Source organism: Alicyclobacillus mali NBRC 102425 (assembly GCF_001570745.1).
Classification (GTDB): Bacteria; Bacillota; Bacilli; order Alicyclobacillales; family Alicyclobacillaceae; genus Alicyclobacillus; species Alicyclobacillus mali.
This window is the reverse complement of sequence record NZ_BCSG01000017.1, coordinates 46,014-62,089: the sequence shown is the minus strand read 5'-3', so window position 1 is coordinate 62,089 and position 16,076 is coordinate 46,014. Positions and strand designations below refer to the sequence as shown.

12 protein-coding genes and 1 CRISPR repeat array are annotated in these 16,076 nt (G+C 62.3%); of the genes, 3 read left to right on the top strand and 9 right to left on the bottom strand.

Annotated features, from left to right (window positions below; all coding sequences use genetic code 11):
* Window positions 1–5 precede the first annotated feature (5 nt).
* The 7 genes from AMA01_RS06700 to AMA01_RS06670 all read right to left on the bottom strand — a co-directional run bounded on the left by AMA01_RS06700 (window position 6) and on the right by AMA01_RS06670 (window position 8,868).
* The gene (locus AMA01_RS06700; RefSeq protein ID WP_067849250.1) at window positions 6–773 is read right to left on the bottom strand and encodes an SDR family NAD(P)-dependent oxidoreductase; all 768 of its coding nucleotides are present in this window, start codon (window positions 771–773) and stop codon (window positions 6–8) included.
* Window positions 774–795: 22 nt separating this feature from the next.
* The gene (locus AMA01_RS06695; RefSeq protein ID WP_067849246.1) at window positions 796–1,500 is read right to left on the bottom strand and encodes a GntR family transcriptional regulator; all 705 of its coding nucleotides are present in this window, start codon (window positions 1,498–1,500) and stop codon (window positions 796–798) included.
* Between the two features lie 136 nt (window positions 1,501–1,636).
* A complete protein-coding gene (locus tag AMA01_RS06690; RefSeq protein ID WP_067849243.1) occupies window positions 1,637–3,517 on the bottom strand; it encodes a S53 family peptidase in 1,881 nt (626 codons plus the stop codon).
* Between the two features lie 189 nt (window positions 3,518–3,706).
* Window positions 3,707–5,401 (bottom strand): glycerol-3-phosphate dehydrogenase/oxidase, encoded by a 1,695-nt coding sequence (locus AMA01_RS06685; protein WP_067849240.1) that lies wholly within the window; start codon window positions 5,399–5,401, stop codon window positions 3,707–3,709.
* Between the two features lie 153 nt (window positions 5,402–5,554).
* Window positions 5,555–7,060 carry a glycerol kinase GlpK gene (gene glpK / locus AMA01_RS06680; RefSeq protein WP_067849408.1) on the bottom strand — a complete coding sequence of 502 codons (1,506 nt, stop codon included), beginning with the start codon at window positions 7,058–7,060 and terminating at the stop codon, window positions 5,555–5,557.
* A 192-nt stretch (window positions 7,061–7,252) separates the two neighbouring features.
* The gene (locus AMA01_RS06675; protein ID WP_067849237.1) at window positions 7,253–7,888 is read right to left on the bottom strand and encodes a DUF47 domain-containing protein; all 636 of its coding nucleotides are present in this window, start codon (window positions 7,886–7,888) and stop codon (window positions 7,253–7,255) included.
* Entirely contained in the window at window positions 7,885–8,868 is a 984-nt protein-coding gene (locus AMA01_RS06670) for an inorganic phosphate transporter (protein ID WP_067849233.1), read from the bottom strand. Before AMA01_RS06670 ends, AMA01_RS06675 begins: the two co-directional genes overlap by 4 nt.
* A gap of 408 nt (window positions 8,869–9,276) precedes the next feature.
* Window positions 9,277–10,708: direct repeats of the CRISPR family, unit length 37 nt; unit sequence GTTGATCCGCCGAGATCGTCGGCGGCCCCATTGAAGC.
* 186 nt (window positions 10,709–10,894) lie between these two features.
* Here AMA01_RS06670 and AMA01_RS06665 point away from each other — a divergent pair.
* A complete protein-coding gene (locus AMA01_RS06665) occupies window positions 10,895–11,368 on the top strand; it encodes a helix-turn-helix domain-containing protein (RefSeq protein ID WP_067849230.1) in 474 nt (157 codons plus the stop codon).
* Window positions 11,365–13,086: an MFS transporter gene (locus AMA01_RS06660; protein WP_067849227.1), complete on the top strand. Its 1,722-nt coding sequence runs from the start codon at window positions 11,365–11,367 to the stop codon at window positions 13,084–13,086. The genes AMA01_RS06665 and AMA01_RS06660 overlap by 4 nt, the downstream gene beginning before the upstream one ends.
* Before the next feature lie 18 nt (window positions 13,087–13,104).
* Here AMA01_RS06660 and AMA01_RS06655 read toward each other — a convergent pair whose 3' ends face one another.
* Window positions 13,105–13,656 carry a glycerol-3-phosphate responsive antiterminator gene (locus tag AMA01_RS06655; RefSeq protein ID WP_067849224.1) on the bottom strand — a complete coding sequence of 184 codons (552 nt, stop codon included), beginning with the start codon at window positions 13,654–13,656 and terminating at the stop codon, window positions 13,105–13,107.
* Window positions 13,653–14,666, bottom strand: coding sequence for a LacI family DNA-binding transcriptional regulator (locus tag AMA01_RS06650; RefSeq protein ID WP_067849221.1), 1,014 nt, complete (start codon window positions 14,664–14,666; stop codon window positions 13,653–13,655). Before AMA01_RS06650 ends, AMA01_RS06655 begins: the two co-directional genes overlap by 4 nt.
* A gap of 174 nt (window positions 14,667–14,840) precedes the next feature.
* Between AMA01_RS06650 and AMA01_RS14045 the strand changes: the two genes are divergently transcribed.
* Window positions 14,841–16,040, top strand: coding sequence for a hypothetical protein (locus AMA01_RS14045; protein WP_231862852.1), 1,200 nt, complete (start codon window positions 14,841–14,843; stop codon window positions 16,038–16,040).
* Window positions 16,041–16,076: the final 36 nt, after the last annotated feature.

Here is a 16,076-nt window from a genome sequence, read left to right as displayed (position 1 = left end):
TCACCTCACACGTAGCCGTTGGCGAGAAAACCACCATCGGCGATGAGAATGGTGCCCGTGACGTAGTCGGAATCGCTTGAGGCGAGAAACACCGCTGGGCCCGCGATGTCGTCTGGCTGGCCCATACGGCCGGCTGGGATGCGCGCGACGAGCTTCTCGGGCTTGTGAATGCCGCGCTGGATGTAATCGCGCACAATCTCCGTCATGATGAAGCCCGGACTGATGGCGTTCACCTGGATGTTGTGCTTCGCCCACTCGACCGCGAGCGCCTGCGTGAGCTGCCGCACGCCGCCCTTGCTCGCCGCATACGTCGCCCGCTCCGGGATCCCTGCGTGCGCCACGATGGACGTGATGTTGATGATCTTTCCGCCCTGCCCGCGCGCAATCATCCCGCGCGCAGCCGCCTGGCAGAACAGAAACGTCCCATCGAGGTTGATGTTCAGGCACGCCTTCCATCGCTCGAAGGAGAGATCCGTGGAAGGGGCCGCGACGGAGATGCCCGCGGCGTTGACCAGAATGTCGATCCGGCCAAAGCGCTCCTCGGCGGCCGCCACCGCGCGCTCGACGTCCGCCGGATTCGACACATCGCACACCACCGGCAACGCGGCGCGCCCCGTTTGCGACGCGATCCACTGCGCCTGTGCCTCGATCTCAGCCTGCGTCCGGCTGACGAGGCAGACGTCGGCGCCCTCCTGCGCGAACCGGCGGGCAATCGCCGCGCCAATACCCCGCCCGCCGCCCGTGACGAGCGCCACCTTATCTTGTAACCGCATGTGCTGCACCTCCGCGCGCCGGTCAGGGGCCAAAGAACGCCGGATGGCGAGCTTTGATTCCAGGCAGATCTTCCATCAGCTTCGCCAGGTGATGCTGCATCGCCTCCGCAGACTTATCGGCATCGCCCGAAAGCACCGCCTCGGCGACCCGCTCATGCTCACCGACGAGCCGCTTCATCCGCTCCGGCTCGAACAGCGAAAGCATCCGCACCCGGTTCAAATGCCCCCGCATCTGCGCCACGATGGCCGTGAGCGTCTCGTTGTCGAAGTGCTGCAGAAAGATCTGGTGAAACGCATCATCCGCATGCATGAATTGAAGCGCATTCCCCGCCTCGGCCGCCTCCCGCTGGTCCTGGAGCGATCTCGCCATCTCCCTCTCCAGCCGGGCGCGCACCGACGCGTCCCGCGCGACGTCCTCCGCGACGCGGCGGATGACCGAAAGCTCCAGGCTCTCCCGGACGAATCGGGTCTCTTCCACCTGCCGCTCCGAAATCAGCGCCACCTTCATGCCCCGCTGGGGCAGCACCTCAATCAGCCGCTCCATCGCAAGCGCGCGCACCGCTTCGCGCACCGGCGTGCGGCTCATGTTCAACATGCGCGTGAAATCCGACTCGTAGACCGTCTGCCCCGGATGCAGCCGAAGCGACAAAATCTCCTCGCGGATGGCCTCGTACGCCTGCTCTCCAAGCGTCTTCTTGGCCACACCGTAGGTCACACCTGCGATCACGCCTCCACCTCCTCGCAGACCCAAGTCGATCGATATTGTACCGTATACTTGTATACCCAAGCAATCGCAAACACCTCATCGCGCCCCTTTTGCACCGCCGGCCGAGAAGCCAGCGGCGCCTCGGAGGTGATGCATCTCAGCCCATCGACTTGATGGCCTGCGCCAGGTTGGCGACGTTCGGCGTGCCAATTCCGGAGGCCGGATCGTACCCGGACACAGCGGACCAATACCAGTTGTTCCCTGTCGTCAGGTCGTTGAACGGCTGATTCGCCCCGTACCCATTCTGCTGCATGAGTTGGTAGAAGACCGGATCTAGGAAGCCGACGCGGCCGCCGACGTACTGATCGATGAGCGCCGTGATGCCGTTCAGCTGCGGCGCCACAAAGCTCGTGCCACCGTAGCCCGCGAGCCAGCCGCCCCCCGCGCTCCAGTACACGAGATAGCCCGTCTCCGGATCCGCGTCCATCGAGACGTCCGGCAGGTTGCGACCCGCGTAATTGCTCGGCAGGTTGTAGGTGAAGGGAGATCCGTACAGCACGCCCTGCGAGTCGGTGAACGCCTGATTCGCCGCGCTGTTCTGGACGCCGCTCACGCCATTCTGATACCACGGGCGCGGAAAGATGACGCTCACGCCACCGCCTGTCCCGATGGGGAACAGTCCTTGATAGCCGAGATTCTGCAAGTACTGCCACGACCACGGCTGCTGCTGCGTGATGTTGACTTTGCCGAGCGAGAACGTGGCGGAAAACGGCACCGTCGTGCCACCCGCGGCCGTGACGAACGGATCCGACGCCGGGAAGTCGACCGTCAGCGGCGTAGAGAATCCCTGCGAAGGCGGGAAATCGCGAGCGGTGTCGTAGGCACCCGAGTCTCCGGCGGCCGCATAGACGGAGATGCCCTGTGCCGCCGCCTCCATGAACGCCTGCGTGAACGCGAGCAGCTCATCGACATACGACTGGCCCTGGTTCATCTGAGGCAAATAGTCGATCTCCGGCTGCCCCCAGCTCACGGACAACGAGTCCACCTGGTTGTCGGAGACCGCCTGGTAGAACGCGTCGATAAAGCCCTGATCCGTGTTGGGCGCGTCGTACACGACGACATTGGCGTCCGGCGCAAGGCCACCCGCCTGCTCGACGTCGAGCGTCGTCTCGACCGAGCCATCATCCATCTGGCCGCCTCCGTCGACGTTCACCATCTGAATGCGGTTCTGCGAGACGTGCAGGCCGATGCCCTTCCAGTAGGTGTAGGCGTCCTGCGGGTTAAAGCTCGACAGCGTCACAATGCCGACCGTCTCGCCCTTGCCCGTGATGCCCTTTTGATAGAGTGGATTGATGTCGTAGCGATTCGCCGTGTCGCCGACGGTGTAGCTCCCCGGCGTGCCCGTCGCCGTGCTGCCTCCCTGCGGGAGCACCGCTTTCGGGGACGGCATCCCTGACACATTCGGCGTCTTCACGGTGAGCGACTGTGCCGCGTTGGCCGTATCGAGCCCCACCACCGCGAGCACGTTGGTGAGGAGCGCCACCGGAATTTGTGGCGGCTTTTTCGGCGCCCGGAACACCTGGCCATTCGCCTTGAACAGGTCGATCACGGTGTTGAACGCGTTGTCAAACTGCTGAATGGTCCCCTGCACCTGCAGATCCAGGTGATCCGCGCTGACGCTCACCACCTGCAGGCCGTACTGCTGAAGTTCCTGTTCAATCTGCTGAATGGTCTGAGACGACGGCGCGAACTGCGCGGCGAATTGGCTGGTCGTCAAAAACTTGTGATACTGCGCACTGCCCGGTGTCTCCGTCTGCTGGATATAGTTCTGCAAAGCCGTTGGGTTCTGCACGTGCAGAATGACCGACGCCGTGACGGTCTGGCTCGCGTTGGCGGGACCCAGATCCTGCGCGTTTTCCGTTGATGGATTGGCCAGCGGCGCCGCCTGCACGGCGTCTGCTTCCATGGTCGGCACTCCGACAGCCAGCATGCCGAGCGCTGCCGGGAGCCCGAAAGCAAGTCGTTTCCACAGTCCCACAAGAACGCCCCCTGATGTCCGAATCGAAGCTTGCGCGGGATGGATTCGGCAACGGGGGTGAGGATTCCTGCAGCGAAATGCATCGATTTTTGTAGAAAAAGCAGGAAAGCGGCGCAAGTCTCAACTCGCTCGACTTGGCGCCGCACTTTTATCGCATCGAGAGTCCCGGCGGGATTCACCAGGCCAGTCTCACGACCCCACCAGGCTCCCCGAAGCAGAGACGTCTTCCTCCACCACCGTTGCCTCCATCACGCGCGCCTCGAGTTCCCGCGCGTGCCGCTCGGTCTCTTCTTCGCTCCAGCCGCAAGCCGCCGCCATGTACCGGATGACGGCGTCCTGATTCTCCTTCACCCAGTCGATGTCGAAGTAGAGCGCGCCCGTTCTTCGGATGAAGAAGTCGGACGGCGTCGCCACCATCTCGTGCCGCAGGCCGTACGCCAATTCCGCATACACATCTGGCCTCAGCCCATACGCCTCTGCGCGATCCCGCCCGGACGCGAGCAGGTTGAAAACGACATCCACGTTGGTGCCATAGCGCCGGGCGAGGCGCCTCGCGTCCTCCTCCGCCAGGCCGAGCTTCACGCCGCGCTGCGCGCGATCCTCGACAAACGCCGGCATCTTGTCCGATCCACCAAAATCGCCGCCCGAATAGGGAATTTTGTCCGTATTGCACGGTTTGAAGCTCCGACCGGCTTGGCCGAGATCGCGCGCCACCATGTCAACGACCTTCTCCGCCATCTTGCGGTAGCCGGTGAGCTTGCCGCCCGCGATGGTGAGGAGCCCGGACGGCGAGACGAACACCTCGTCCTTGCGCGAGATCTCCGACGGATCTTTGCCTTCCTCGTGGATGAGCGGCCGAACACCCGCCCAACTGCTCTCGATGTCCTCGGCCGTCAGCTTGACGTTTGGGAACATGAAATTGACGCAGTCGATGAGATAGTCGCGATCCGCCTGTGTCATGCGAGGATGGACGAGATCGCCGTGATAATCCGTATCGGTAGTGCCGATGTAGGTCTTGCCGTCGCGCGGAATGGCGAAGACCATGCGCCCGTCGGGCACGTCGAAGTACACGGAATTTCGAAGCGGGAACCGCTTCCCGTCCACCACGATGTGCACGCCCTTGGTGTGATGCAGGGTCTTGCCGGACTTCGATCCGTCCTTCTCCCGGAGCTCATCGACCCACGGACCGGTGGCGTTGACGACCTTCTTCGCCCGAACGACGAAGGTTTCGCCGGTGAACACATCCTCGATTTCGGCCCCCGCGACCCTACCCTCATGGTAGAGAAAACCGGTGGCCTTCGCGTAGTTGAGCGCAATTCCGCCCATCTCCACCGCCTTTTTCAGAATCTCCAGCGTGAGGCGGGCGTCGTCCGTCCGGTATTCTACGTAATAGCCCGCGCCCTTCAGGCCATCGCGGCGAAGCAGCGGCTCAATCGCGAGCGCCTGCTCGGCGGTGAGCATCTTGCGCCGCTCGGAGCGCTTGACGCCCGCGAGCTTGTCGTACACGTAGATGCCCACGCTCGTCGCAAGCCAGCCGTACGTGCCGCCCTCGATGATGGGCAAGAGCATCCACACGGGCGTCGTGATGTGCGGGCCGTTCTCGTAGACGATGGCGCGCTCCTTCCCGACCTCTGCAACGAGTCCCACCTCAAACTGCTTCAGATACCTCAGGCCGCCGTGCACGAGCTTCGTCGACCGATTGGACGTGCCCGCGGCGAAGTCCTGCATCTCGACCAGTGCCGCCTTCATGCCCCGTGCCGTCGCGTCGAGCAGGATGCCCGCTCCGGTGATGCCACCGCCGATGATGAGTACATCGAACGGCTCGCCGGCCATCTCCGCCTTGATGGCCGATCTCGCCATTGTTGAAAACCGCACCTCCGCCATGTTGTATGCCTCCTTTACATCCGAACAAGAGAAAAACCACAAACCAAGCGCCCTCTCAGGCACCTGACCTGTGGTTTTCTCATCGTCTCAACCATACGTGATGAACTTGTCAAGTCTATTATATCTTCCGCGAAGGCGCGGATCTACGAGCCGTCACACGTCCTCCTGGGCCCAGCCCATCGTGCGCTCCACGGCGCGCTGCCAGCCGCGATACAGGCGCGCCCGTGTTTTCGCGTCCATCTGTGGATCGAAACGGCGCTCGATGTCTCCGCTCTGGGTAATCTCGTCCTTGGACCAGAACCCCACCGCGAGCCCCGCGAGATATGCGGCGCCAAGCGCCGTGGACTCCGTGATCTGCGGGCGCTCGACCGGCACGCCGAGAATGTCCGCCTGGAACTGCATGAGCAGGTTGTTCGCCACTGCGCCGCCGTCCACCCGCAGCGACTTGAGTTCGATTCCGGAATCCCGCTGCATGGCGTCCAGGATGTCTTTCGTCTGATACGCGAGCGACTCGAGCGTGGCTCGAATGATGTGCTCCTTGCTGGTTCCGCGCGTCAGGCCGAAGATGGCGCCGCGAGCGTACATGTCCCAGTACGGCGCACCGAGCCCCGCGAACGCCGGGACGACGTACACGCCGCCTGTGTCCTCCACCTTGCTCGCGAAGTATTCCGAATCCGCCGCCGCGTCGACGAAGCGCAGCCCGTCGCGCAGCCACTGAATTGCCGCGCCCGCGATGAAGACGCTTCCTTCGAGCGCATACGTGACCTTGTCATCGAGCCCCCAGGCGATGGTCGTCAAGAGCCCGGACGGCGATGCCACGGGTTTTTCACCCGTATTCATAAGCATGAAGCAGCCCGTGCCATACGTGTTCTTCACCATGCCCGGTTCGAAGCACGTCTGTCCAAAGAGCGCCGCCTGTTGATCTCCAGCGATCCCGGCGATGGGGATGTTTGCGCCGCCAAACGTGTGCTCGTCGGTGTGGCCGTAGACAGACGAGGAGGGCCGTACCTCGGGCAGCATGGCGCGCGGGATGCCGAGGAGCTTCAGGAGATCATCGTCCCAGTCGAGCGTGTGAATGTTGAAGAGCATGGTGCGGGACGCGTTCGTGTAGTCCGTTACGTGAACCTTGCCGCGCGTCAGGTTCCACACAAGCCACGTGTCGATGGTGCCGAAAAGCAACTCGCCGCGTTCAGCGCGCTCGCGAGCACCCTCGACGTGATCGAGAATCCACTTGATCTTCGTGCCGGAGAAGTAGGCATCGATGACCAGGCCCGTCTTGTCGCGGATGAAATCGGCGTGCCCGGCCGCCTTCAGTTGGTCGCAAATGTCGGCCGTGCGGCGGTCCTGCCAGACAATGGCGTTGTAGACGGGTTTGCCGGTCTCCTTTTCCCATACCACGGTGGTCTCGCGCTGGTTCGTAATCCCAATGGCCGCCACCTGTTGCGGAGACACGGCCGCCTTCTCGAGCACCTCGCGTGCGACGCCGCTCTGGGTGCCCCAGATCTCCATGGGATCGTGTTCGACCCATCCCGGCTTCGGATAAATCTGCGTAAACTCTTTCTGGGCGACGCTGTGAATGCGCCCGGCGCGATCGAACAAAATCGCGCGGGAACTGGTTGTGCCTTGGTCGAAGGCGAGGATGAACGTTCGTGCGTCCATAACACCCTCCACAAAAAACGAGTCTGCGGTCGATACAAACAGACGGCGGACAAAGTACGCATGGAGAAATCCACACGTCATTGCCGCCGTCTCAGACGCTCAAAAGGCGTAACTATCAACTTGCCTTCACTGTAACGCAGCCGCGCGCTTCGTGTAAAGGGTCTCAGTTGGTTTGCGGGCGGTCACGCCCCCCTACCCCAGCCCCTTGATCAAGATACCTCCCACCATGTCCGCGGCCCTGTCGAGCCTATCCGCGGCATTGCTCATGTGCCGATACACCTCGCGCATGCGGAAGATGTGGTGCACGTCCTGGCTCAGGAACAGCTCGGCGTTCGACTCCCGATACAGTTCCTCCATCCGGTTTTCCATCTTCTTCGCCCGCACAATCGCAGCGTGCACAGACGGCCCCGGCTTCACCAGCCCCGCGACCGCCTCGGCCAAGGCATCCACGCCTTCCTTCAGCGCCTCCGCCATCTCATGAATGGCGGGCTCAAACGGAATCGCGTACACCAGAAACTCCTGCACCGTCGTGTGTGCATAGTCGAGAATGTCGTCCAGGCTGCGGGAGAGATCGTAGATATCCTCCCGATCCATCGGCGTCATGAAGCTGCGAATCAGTTCCTCAATGACGGCTCGCCGAATGGCATCGCCCTCCTGCTCCAACGCTCGCATCCGCTCTGCGTATCGGCGCAGCTCGTCTTCACCCGGCTTCATCTCCACGATCTCGCCGAGCAAATGCACCCCTCGTTGTGCCTGCCGCGCCTGCGCCTCGAGCAGCGCGAAGAACCTTGACTCATTCGGGCGAAGCCACTGCGCCAGCTTGCTCATCGGTATCCCCCCCAAACAAACAGTTGTCCCGTCACGCACCCGACGACAAACGCCAGCGGCATGGTCATGATCCACACCCCAGCCATCTTCCGCACCACCCGCCAGCGCACCCGCCGCGCGTGCGCGCTCGCCCCCACGCCCACCAGCGAACTGTCGAGCGCCTGCGTCGTGCTCACAGGCCCGCCCAGGCTTGAGGCCGCGATCACGACCGCCGCCGTGGCGAACTCGTTCATGACCGCGTGGATGGGTCGGATACGAAAGACGTGGCCTTGAATCATGCGAGCCACGCGCCAGCCGCCGACGAGCAGTCCCACGAGAAAGGCCGCGGTCGAGAACCCGACCATCCACGGCGCCACGTGAAATACGCCGCGGTGATGCGACACGCCCGTCACCAGCGCCAAAAGGCCCAGCGTCTTTTCCGCATCGTTCGCGCCGTATCCTATGCATACGCAAGCGGATGTCGCAATCTCCGTCCAAAGCGCTGATCGTCCCGCTCGTGCGGACGCGCGTCCCAGAAGGAGCTTCGCGACAATGTGAGCCACATATCCCGCGACGCCGGCCAGCATCACGCTCAGGACGAGCCATCCCGCCACGCGCCCCACGCTCGCCCAATGAACCCGATCCATCCCCAGCATCACCGCGCCCACTCCACCCATTGCGCCTACAAGTGCGAACGTGATGCTTGTCGGCACGCTAGAGGCATAACAGGCCAGAAGTGTCACAAGCGTCGCCACCAGCGCAGCCGTCACCACGGGCAGGCTGAGTTCGGCGAGCGGCAGGATGCCGGCGCCGATGGTATGGGCCACTCGCGTTCCAATGAGAAACGGAGCAACGGTCATGCATGTGCCGATCTCGACGATCACGACCGCGACCGGCAAGATTCGCGAACTCGCGAGCACCGCGAGCAAATTGCCTCCATCGTTCAACCCAGACAACGCCGCAAAGACCGCTACGAGAACGTATGCAGCGAGAGCAACCACTCATTGGCCACCCCCTTAGATCTCACCATGTTGAGATTGGGAGTAGAAGAGATATTATAGCGCGCGATGGGGAGCTTGAGAACGTGTTTTTGGTGCACGTGTGGCACACGATAACTCGAGTTCTTCGGTACAGGGGCAGTTAAAAAGGGCACCTTCATCGAACGAATGCATCTGCGTAGGGATGCATGGTACATGCGTCTGCCTGCAACGATTCAAGAAGCGCGAACCTGAATCGATGGCGAAAACCCAGGGGGTTCGCGAAATAAGAAAATTCCGCATGGGGACTGGATTTTTGACCGGTGAGAGGGTATGATGAGGGCAGTTGGAACATCTGAAAAGGATGCGAGCCGTGTAGGTTCGCGATTTTCGCCCGGAAAGCCGCGCCAAGAGCGGGCTGTGAAGCGTGGAGTTGATCCGCCGAGATCGTCGGCGGCCCCATTGAAGCGTGGAGTTAATGGTTTAGGGACTCTTCGCTTTGTTGTTGATCCGCCGAGATCGTCGGCGGCCCCATTGAAGCCCACCTCTCCGTCACGTTCGCGCAACCTCTGAAGTCGTTGATCCGCCGAGATCGTCGGCGGCCCCATTGAAGCAGCACATGCGAGCACTTCGTCGCTACCTGCATCTCCGTTGATCCGCCGAGATCGTCGGCGGCCCCATTGAAGCTTCCTGGATTTGGGCTGTTTACTACATCCAGGATCAGTTGATCCGCCGAGATCGTCGGCGGCCCCATTGAAGCATGAAGATCTCCGGATCGCAAGATCCGCAGTCACAGTTGATCCGCCGAGATCGTCGGCGGCCCCATTGAAGCACCGCCAGAGAACACTTCGCCGTCGCTGTCGGACGCGTTGATCCGCCGAGATCGTCGGCGGCCCCATTGAAGCCTCGAGAACTTCTTCGCGAAGTACGACCGTGTGCGGTTGATCCGCCGAGATCGTCGGCGGCCCCATTGAAGCCTTCCGCCGCAGAAATACCCAGCAAAAAAGGGGCGGGTTGATCCGCCGAGATCGTCGGCGGCCCCATTGAAGCCGGCGCGGCGAGCTCCACAAACTTTTGCAGGGCTTTGGTTGATCCGCCGAGATCGTCGGCGGCCCCATTGAAGCCTGAATTTGGTAGCTATTATTGACCATGGGTGCGTACAAGTTGATCCGCCGAGATCGTCGGCGGCCCCATTGAAGCGAAAATATCAAGCGCAAGGAAGCAGACTTCGAGGCCGTTGATCCGCCGAGATCGTCGGCGGCCCCATTGAAGCTACGAGGCGCTGTTGGCGCTCGCGAACAAAGGCAGCACCGTTGATCCGCCGAGATCGTCGGCGGCCCCATTGAAGCTGTGCAGTAAACAGAGATCCGTAAAGATCGAAGTCAGTTGATCCGCCGAGATCGTCGGCGGCCCCATTGAAGCTACTTTGGCTCAGATAGTAACAGTATTTATCATAATTGTTGATCCGCCGAGATCGTCGGCGGCCCCATTGAAGCGCAGCTTTGACAAGGCCAATCATGCCAAGCTCGTATAACGTTGATCCGCCGAGATCGTCGGCGGCCCCATTGAAGCTACCTGTTCCAGGCTCCATAAAGAGCCCGAACCCGTGCGTTGATCCGCCGAGATCGTCGGCGGCCCCATTGAAGCCACAGCTCCACGACTGCGGACGAAATGCTACCCGGGTTGATCCGCCGAGATCGTCGGCGGCCCCATTGAAGCAATCGTAACCTGCACAACATACGCGGGGTGATCAACGTTGATCCGCCGAGATCGTCGGCGGCCCCATTGAAGCCGGGCGCGAAGACATTCCTGCACTTGATTGCCTAAGTTGATCCGCCGAGATCGTCGGCGGCCCCATTGAAGCGGCTTGCGGGCGAAGAGTGGGTGCTCGAGGTCTTCCGTTGATCCGCCAAGACGGTCGGCGGGCCCGCCTTGTAGCGTCCCTTCTACCCGATTCAGATGATGCGAGTATGCGTGCCCTAAACCTCACGTTGACGTGAGTTTCTGATTGGCGTACACTGGGGTGCGGCAGAAGCTGAGGAGGTGGAAGATGGAGCGCGGCAAACTGTGGACCGTGGAAGCCGTGGCGGAACGACTGGGCGTCACCCCGCGCACGCTCCACTATTACGAAGAGAAGGGTCTCATTCCTGAGGTTCCGCGAACGCCGGGTGGACATCGGGTGTATGACGAAGACACGATTGAACGCATCGAACACATTCTTCGCCTCAAGGAAGCCCTGGGCTACTCGCTGCAAGAGATTCGGTCCATTCTCTCCACAGAAGACCAGTTGAAGACTTATCGGGCGCGCATCGCAGAAGGTCGGGAGCCCGAACACAACGTCCAAATGCTTTCGGAATCCGTGCGCTTGCTTGAGGACGTGGTTCGCCACATTGATGACAAGATGATGAGACTTGCGGCCATGCGCGAACATTACATGGACCGATTGACGCGCATCCGGGCCCGACTGGAGCGCGAGGAGGAAGCGACAAAGGCGGTTGAATTTCAAGATCAAAAGGGTGAGTGAGGATTTTGGATGCGAGAAGTCCTGCTTATAAATGGATTGCGCTCTCCAACACCACGCTCGGCGTGTTGATGGCTTCCATCAATGGCACGATTCTTATCATCGCACTGCCCGTCATCTTTGCAGGGATTCAGGTCAATCCGCTGCAGGGCGGACAGACGAGTTTGTTGCTCTGGGTCCTGATGGGCTTTAACGTGGCGACGACGGTGTTGCTGGTGACGTTCGGCCGACTGTCCGACATGTTCGGCCGCGTTCGCCTGTACAACCTGGGATTCCTGGTGTTCACCGTCGGCTCGGTGCTCTGCTCGCTGACGTGGAGCCACGGCAGGGCGGGAGAACTGGAGCTCATCATCTTCCGCATGATCCAGGGCATCGGCGGCGCGTTCCTCTTTTCCAACAGCGCCGCCATTTTGACCGATGCGTTTCCCAACAACCAACGCGGTCTTGCACTCGGCCTGAACCAAATCGCGGCCGTGGCGGGCAGCGTCGTGGGCCTGGTGCTGGGTGGGATCCTGGCCTCGACCGGGCATTGGCGTTACGTGTTCCTCGTCAATGTGCCCATCGGGATCGTCGGGACCGTGTGGGCGTACCTGATGCTGAAGGAGATTGCGAAACCGCAGCGCGACGCGAAACTCGACATCCCCGGTAACGCGACCTTGGCCCTCGGCGTCCTGGCCATGATGCTCGCGTTGACCTACGGCATCATGCCGTACGGGGGACACAGCATGGGCTGGTCGTCGCCGATGGTCATCGCGCTCCTGGTCGACGGCGTGGTGATGCTCGGCGTGTTCGGCGCGATCGAACGCCGCGTGTCGGATCCGCTGTTTCGCCTGGAGCTGTTCCGCATCCGGCCGTTCACGCTGGGTAACGTGGCGCTGTTCATGGGCTCTCTCGCGCGGGGCGGCCTGAGCTTCATGCTGATCATCTGGCTGCAGGGAATCTACCTGCCATTGCACGGCGTGTCATACCAGAACACACCGCTTATCGCAGGGCTTTATACGCTGCCGCAGATGGTGGGATTTCTCGCCGCCGGACCGCTCAGCGGCTACTTGTCCGACAAGTTCGGGCAGCGGGCCTTTGCGACGGGCGGCCTGCTTGTGAGCGCGGCCGGATTTTTGCTGCTCGCCGCACTTCCCATCGATTTCAACCGCTTTGCGTTCTGGGCGGACATCTTCGTCATCGGCGTGGGGATGGGACTGTTTGCGTCGCCGAACAACGCCTCCATCATGAGCTCCGTGCCGGCGCAGTACCGGGGCGTGGCGTCCGGCATGCGTTCCACCTTCAACAATGCGGGGCAAATGATGAGCATGGGGATCTTCTTCTCCATCGTGGTGGCCGGGCTCGCGGCGAAGCTGCCTCACGCGCTCGTATCCGGGCTCACAGCCCACGGCGTGCCCGCGACGGCCGCCGACGCCCTCGCCAAGCTTCCGCCCACCTCGTCACTGTTCGCGGCGCTCCTCGGGTACAATCCACTCGAGTCCCTGCTCGGCCCAAGCGGCCTCAACATCCTGAACAAGCTGCCCGCGTCCCAGGCAGCCGTGATCACGGGCAAGCACTTCTTCCCGACGCTCATCTCGTCGCCGTTTCACACCGGCCTCGCGCTCGCGTTTGTCATCTCCGCCATCCTCATGGTGATTGGCGCGGTCGCGTCGATATTTCGAGGCACGTACCAAGAGCCGCAGGCCATGCCGACGCGCGAAGCGGAGCGCATCGCCAAGTGAGGCCGACGTACAACCCACCTACATCTGCCACAGTTCCTTCACGGAGGTGGTCACCGCCGTCGCGCCAGCCGCGACGGCCCGCTCCACGTCCTCCTTCGTCCGCACAAACCCTCCCGCAAGCACCGGCAGGCCCGTCTGCTCGCGAATCTCCGCAATGAGCTGCGGCACCACGCCCGGCAGGACCTCCAGGTAATCCGGCTTCGCCTGCTGCAGAACGCGGTAACTCGTGCGCAGGCTGTGCGAGTCGATGAGAAACACGCGCTGGATGGCGATCACGCCCTGCTTCTTCGCCGTCGCAATCACGCTCGCATGCGTGGAAATGATGCCGTACGGCCGGATCATCTGGCACAGAAACTGGGTCCCCGCCTCGTCGTGCTTCAACCCTTGAATCAGGTCCGCATGGAGGATGAGATGCTTTCCCGCCTTGTTCGCCAGGCGCATCAGGCTCGGAAGCGCGGTGAGATTCGTCTCCAAGAGCACCACCACCGGGTGCGGTCCCTGCATCAGCTCCTCAAAGTCCTTCGGGCTGCGCACAGCGGGAAGCACGCGCCGGCCCTCGAACGCGCTCATGCCCGCCTCCGTTCCGCGGACGACCGCTCGATCACGGCCGGCCGGATGCGCTCCACATGCTTGGGCAACTCCTCTCCCTTGATGAGCCGCATGAGCATGGCGGCCGCCTGCTGGCCCTGCTGAAACACCGGCTGCTGAATGGTCGTCAGCGCGGGCGTGCTCGCCTCGGCCACGTCCGTGTCGTCGAAACCCAGGATGGATACATCGACCGGCACACGCAGGCCCGCACTCGCCGCCGCGCGCAGGGCGCCGATGGCCATATAGTCGTTGAAGCAAAAGACCGCCGTGGGGCGATCCGGCGCCTGCAAAATGTGCCGCATGCCCGCCTCGCCGCTCTCCATGTCGAACTGCCCGTGCGCCACCCACTCGTCGCGCCAGCTGAGGCCGAGATCGCGAAACACTGCCTGCGCCGCCTGCAGGCGAAGCACGTTGTCCACGTGTTCCGCGGGCCCTGCGATGACGCCAATGGCGCGATGGCCAAGATGATGCAGATGCCGAATGGCCAGTTCCACGCCCGCGGCCTGATCGATCACGACGCAGTGCCCGGGGCTCGACGCCGGATCCTGTTGCATATAGACCACGGGGAATTTGTCGGGCAGTTCCTTCAACAACCGCTCCGTCACGCCGCTGAACTGGGGCAACACGAGCATGCCGTCGACAGAATGTTCAAGCGCTTTCTTCGCTAAAATATCGAGTTTGTCGGGCGTGACGATATCGAACTGCATCGCGTAGTTGTCCTCGGCGAGGACCTTCGAAATGCCCGCGAGCATGGGAAACAAATACCCGTTCAAACGCGGATCCAGGCTCGGGTTGACGATGTAAAATCCGATGGAAAAGACCTTGCCCGCTCGCAGACTCCGAGCGCTCATCTTCGGGTGATAGTTGAGTTCGCGCGCGGCTTCCAGCACTTTGCGCAGCGACTCCTCACTCACGCGCTTGCCGTTCAGCGCCCAGGATACCGTCGTGGGCGACACCCCGGCCAGCCGCGCGATGTCCTTCACCGTGGCCACCTTGAATCCCTCCCGGTGTTCCGATTCTATGAAACGCGGAAACCGCCGCTGTCGGAATCGAGAAAAAGATGCTCATTGACATTATAGACAACCGACGCTATAACGAAAGTAAATCGATTTTACTAAATCGTTTTGAAGTTTTTGAAACCGCTTTCTGCTATGGGGGGGATCGCTTTGAAGAAGACTTGGTCTGCTTCGCTGGCCGCCGTCATCACGCTGTGGACCGGGGCGTCACCCGCGTGGGCCGCGGCCCATCCGACGGCCCATCTGGCCTCGCAACATCGCCCGAGCATTGCCGCCCGCGTGCGCGCCGACGACTTCGCTTCGACGTCCATGGCCACGGAGATGCAGGTGATTCACGACGCGCTCACGGTGCCCGAGCTCGCAGCCGTCCAGGCCGCAGCACAAGCGGCGTCCAACCTGTCGACGTCGCAGTGGCTCCAGTGGCTGTATCCGAATGCGTCCCCGGCGACGAGCGCGCAGTCCCAGGTAGCACAGGCCGTCTCCAACCTGTTCAACCTGGCAACGTACGGCGCCGTGTCGACTCGCGGGAGCAACGCCGCGCAGATTTTACAGACGCTTCAGTCGATTTCTCCCCTGCTCTCTTCGCCCGCCGTCGGCCTCTTCTATCAATCGTTTTTGACCGTCATCGGTCAATCGTCCAAAGCCATCTTGGCCGGCCAAGCCTCGAGCTCGACCGTCGGAAACGCGCTCGCGCAGGCCGCGTCCTTGTCCCCCACCATCTCCGCCTACCTGCGCCAGAATGGGCTGTCTCCGTCCGATCTCGCCCGCACTTGGTCGAGCTTTGAAACGCAGGTCGATCCGCAGGGCGCCGCGCAGACCGCGCTCATGACCCGCATCTGCACGAACGCGCTCGGCTTCGGCGCGCCCACCGCCAGCGCCACCATCACCGTGAACGCAGCCGCCCGCCTCCAGGCCGTCCCCGCCACCGCCTTTGGCCTGAACGCGGCCGTGTGGGACAGCGGGCTCAACTCGCAGACCGTCATCTCCGAGGTGCAGGCGCTCCATCCCGCGCTCATCCGCTGGCCCGGCGGCTCCATCTCGGACGTGTACAACTGGGAGACCAACACGCGCAACGATGGGGGCTACGTCAACCCCAGCGACACCTTTGACAACTTCATGCAGTTCGTGAACGCCGTAGGTTCCACGCCCATCATCACCGTCAACTACGGCACCGGCACGCCCCAGCTCGCAGCCGACTGGGTCAAGTACGCCGACGTCACCCATCACACAACGTCCTCTATTGGGAGCTCGGCAACGAGACCTATGGCAACGGCTACTACAACGGCAACGGCTGGGAAGCGGACGATCACGCCGTCCCGAACGAGCCGCAGAAGGGCAACCCTGGCCTGAGCCCGCAGGCCTACGCCCAGAACGCCCTGCAGTTCA

Coding starts and splice junctions, on each gene's coding strand:
- AMA01_RS06700 (WP_067849250.1), bottom strand. CDS start 773: ATGCGGTTACAAGATAAGGTGGCGCTCGTCACGGGCGGCGGGCGGGGT.
- AMA01_RS06685 (WP_067849240.1), bottom strand. CDS start 5,401: ATGGCGGAGGTGCGGTTTTCAACAATGGCGAGATCGGCCATCAAGGCG.
- glpK (WP_067849408.1), bottom strand. CDS start 7,060: ATGGACGCACGAACGTTCATCCTCGCCTTCGACCAAGGCACAACCAGT.
- AMA01_RS06675 (WP_067849237.1), bottom strand. CDS start 7,888: ATGAGCAAGCTGGCGCAGTGGCTTCGCCCGAATGAGTCAAGGTTCTTC.
- AMA01_RS06665 (WP_067849230.1), top strand. CDS start 10,895: ATGGAGCGCGGCAAACTGTGGACCGTGGAAGCCGTGGCGGAACGACTG.
- AMA01_RS06655 (WP_067849224.1), bottom strand. CDS start 13,656: ATGAGCGCGTTCGAGGGCCGGCGCGTGCTTCCCGCTGTGCGCAGCCCG.